Annotated in this window: 3 protein-coding genes; all 3 read right to left on the bottom strand. The window is 70.7% G+C overall.

Features of this window, described 5'->3' with window-relative positions:
- Positions 1-77: 77 nt before the first annotated feature.
- Positions 78-494 carry an ectoine synthase gene (locus tag ACFUVW_RS20485; RefSeq protein WP_430573136.1) on the bottom strand — a complete coding sequence of 139 codons (417 nt, stop codon included), beginning with the start codon at positions 492-494 and terminating at the stop codon, positions 78-80.
- Between the two features lie 44 nt (positions 495-538).
- Entirely contained in the window at positions 539-1,849 is a 1,311-nt protein-coding gene (ectB, locus tag ACFUVW_RS20480) for a diaminobutyrate--2-oxoglutarate transaminase (protein WP_430573135.1), read from the bottom strand.
- A gap of 118 nt (positions 1,850-1,967) precedes the next feature.
- Positions 1,968-2,603, bottom strand: coding sequence for a diaminobutyrate acetyltransferase (gene ectA / locus ACFUVW_RS20475; protein ID WP_430573134.1), 636 nt, complete (start codon positions 2,601-2,603; stop codon positions 1,968-1,970).
- Positions 2,604-2,841 lie beyond the last annotated feature (238 nt).

The raw sequence follows: 2,841 nt of genomic DNA, 5'->3' as shown, positions 1-2,841 counted from the left end.
AGACCGCAACCCGTTGCGGTCTCGTCGAGCCTCTCTATCTCGCGGGTCCGGGTTCTCTATCTCGGCGGGAGGGCGGGTCAGACGGCGGCGGGCTCCGGCTCGGTCGTCGGCTCGGTGACGAGCGGGTAGACGCCGTTCTCGTCGTGCACCTCGCGGCCGGTGACCGGCGGGTTGAACACGCACACGCACGTGATGTCGGTGCGCGGGCGCACCTTGTGCTTGTCGTGGTCGTTGAGCAGGTACAGCGAGCCCGGCTTGAGCTGGTGCACCTCGCCGGTGCCCAGGTCCTCGATCTCGCCCTCGCCGGACGTGATGAAGACGGCCTCGATGTGGTTGGCGTACCAGAAGAAGCTCTCGGTGCCGGCGTACAGGGTGGTCTCGTGCACGGAGAAGCCGACCCCCTCCTTCGCCAGGACGATCCGCTTCGAGCGCCAGTTCTCGCTCTTGACGTCGGCGTCGGTGTCGGTGATCTCGTCGAGCGTGCGCACGAGCATGGGTGGTACCTCCGGTGGTTCGGGTGCGGTGGGGCGGGTGCGGGTCAGGCCGTCGGCGCGGGCAGGACGGCGGCCACGGAGTCGCTGATGATGCGCAGGCCGCGCTGCAGCTCGTCGTAGGTGATCGTCAGCGGCGGCAGCAGCTTGACGACCTCGCCGTCGGGGCCCGAGGTCTCCATGAGCAGCCCGCGGGAGAACGCCTCGTCGCAGATGCGGCTCGCGGTCTCGCCGTCCGGCGTCTGCAGGCCGCGGGCGAGGCCGCGGCCCTTGGCCACCAGCACGTCGTCGCCGTAGCGGGCGACCAGGGAGTTGAAGTGCGCCTCGACGAGCGCGCCCTTGTCGATCGTGGACGTCTCGAGGGTGTCGTCCGTCCAGTAGGTGCGGATCGCCTCGGCGGCCGTCGCGAAGGCGGGGGCGAATCCGCGGAACGTGCCGTTGTGCTCGCCCGGCTCCCAGATGTCCAGCTCCGGGCGCACGAGGGTGAGCGCCATCGGCAGGCCGTAGCCGGAGATCGACTTCGACAGGCAGATGATGTCGGGCACGATGCCGGCCTCCTCGAACGAGAAGAACTTGCCGGTACGGCCGCAGCCCATCTGGATGTCGTCGAGGATCAGCAGGATGTCGTGGCGCTTGCACAGGTCGGCCAGGCCGCGCAGCCACTCGGCGCGCGCGGCGTTGATGCCGCCCTCGCCCTGCACGGTCTCGACGATGACGGCGGCGGGTGCGTTGAGGCCCGAGCCGCTGTCCTCGAGCAGGCGCTCCAGGTACACGAAGTCGGGCACGTCGCCGTCGAAGTAGTCGTCGTACGGCATCGGGGTGGCGTGGACCAGGGGGATGCCGGCGCCGCCGCGCTTCATCGAGTTGCCCGTCACGGACAGCGCGCCCAGCGTCATCCCGTGGAACGCGTTGGTGAAGTTGATGACGGACTCACGGCCCGTCACCTTGCGCGCCAGCTTGAGCGCCGCCTCCACCGCGTTGGCGCCGCCCGGGCCCGGGAACACGACCTTGTGGTCCAGGCCGCGCGGCTCCAGGATCACCTCGTTGAACGTCTCGAGGAACTCCCGCCGCGCCGAGGTGAACATGTCCAGCGTATGCACCATGCGGTCGTCGGCGAGGTAGTCCAGCAGCACCTGCTTGAGCAGCGGGTTGTTGTGCCCGTAGTTGAGCGTGCCGGCGCCCGCGAAGAAGTCGAGGTACTCGGTGCCGTCCTCGGCGTGCACCGTCGCCCCGGAGGCCCGGTCGAACACGACGGGCCAGGAACGGGAGTAGCTGCGGACCTCCGACTCGAGGGCGGTGAAGCCCAGCGGGTCGTCGGCGGCGGACGCTTCGGTGGTGGGGACGGTCGGGGTTGTCACGAAGGACACTCCTTGAGGTGGTGCGCGCCGGTGCGGTTGTTGTGAGGGAGAGGGCTGCGTCGTCACCTGCGCGCCGAACCGGCGCAGCCCGAGGTCTGAGGACCTGTGAGGTGGGACGTCAACGGGGAGGGCGGATGCCCTCGATCACCAGCAGCGGCTCGGCCTCGTGGCCGTCGGGGAAGTGCGCGGCCTCGTACCCCGTCGTCTCGCGCAGGGTCGCACCCCGCTCGGCGGCCCACCGCGCGAACACCCGCCGCGACGACGCGTTGTCCGTCGTCACGGTCGTGTGCAGCCGGGTGACGGCGGTGCCGTCGCACTGCGCCGTCGCGTCGACGACGGCGTCCAGCAGCCGCCCCGCGACGCGACGGCCGCGGGCCCGCGGGTCGACGGCGACCTGCCAGACGAAGAGCGTGGCCGGGTCGGCCGGCAGCCGGTACGCGGAGACGAAGCCCACGGGCTCGCCCTCGGTGCCGGTGCCGGGCGTGCCCTCGGGGCCGTCGGGGAGGAACGCCAGCCGGCAGGTCGCGGCGAAGTGGTCCGCGAGCAGCAGGTAGGCGTAGGACGAGTTGAGGTCGAGCGAGCCCGAGTCGCGCGCCAGGCGCCACATCGCGGCGCCGTCCTGGGTCGTCGGTGGGCGCACCGTGAGGCCCGGGAGGGGCTCCGCGGCGTGGGTCGACGCCGGGTGGTCGGCCGGGCCGTCGGTCGAGCTGTCGTCGGTCGAATGGTTGGTCGTTGCGGTGTCCGTCGTGTCCATACCGCCATCGACCATAGACGCATCGCGGGGGAAAGTTCACCTCCGTCATGACCATTCCTCGACCGGCCGGCCGTGGCAGGGCGGCTCGGATCGTTGGCAGCACAGCGAAAGGTCCGGTTGACCATCGACGGATCATCGACGGTTCTACGGATCGCCATCCGTCTCGGATGATGAGACGTCGGGGGTGAAGTCGCGGGGCGGCGTCGCCGGGAACGACGATGGGCGTGCCCGTCGGGAC

Source organism: Isoptericola sp. NPDC057391 (genome assembly GCF_042668085.1).
Classification (GTDB): Bacteria; Actinomycetota; Actinomycetes; order Actinomycetales; family Cellulomonadaceae; genus Isoptericola.
This window is presented reverse-complemented; position numbering and strand designations above follow the sequence as displayed.

Coding starts and splice junctions, on each gene's coding strand:
- ACFUVW_RS20485 (WP_430573136.1), bottom strand. CDS start 494: ATGCTCGTGCGCACGCTCGACGAGATCACCGACACCGACGCCGACGTC.
- ectA (WP_430573134.1), bottom strand. CDS start 2,603: ATGGACACGACGGACACCGCAACGACCAACCATTCGACCGACGACAGC.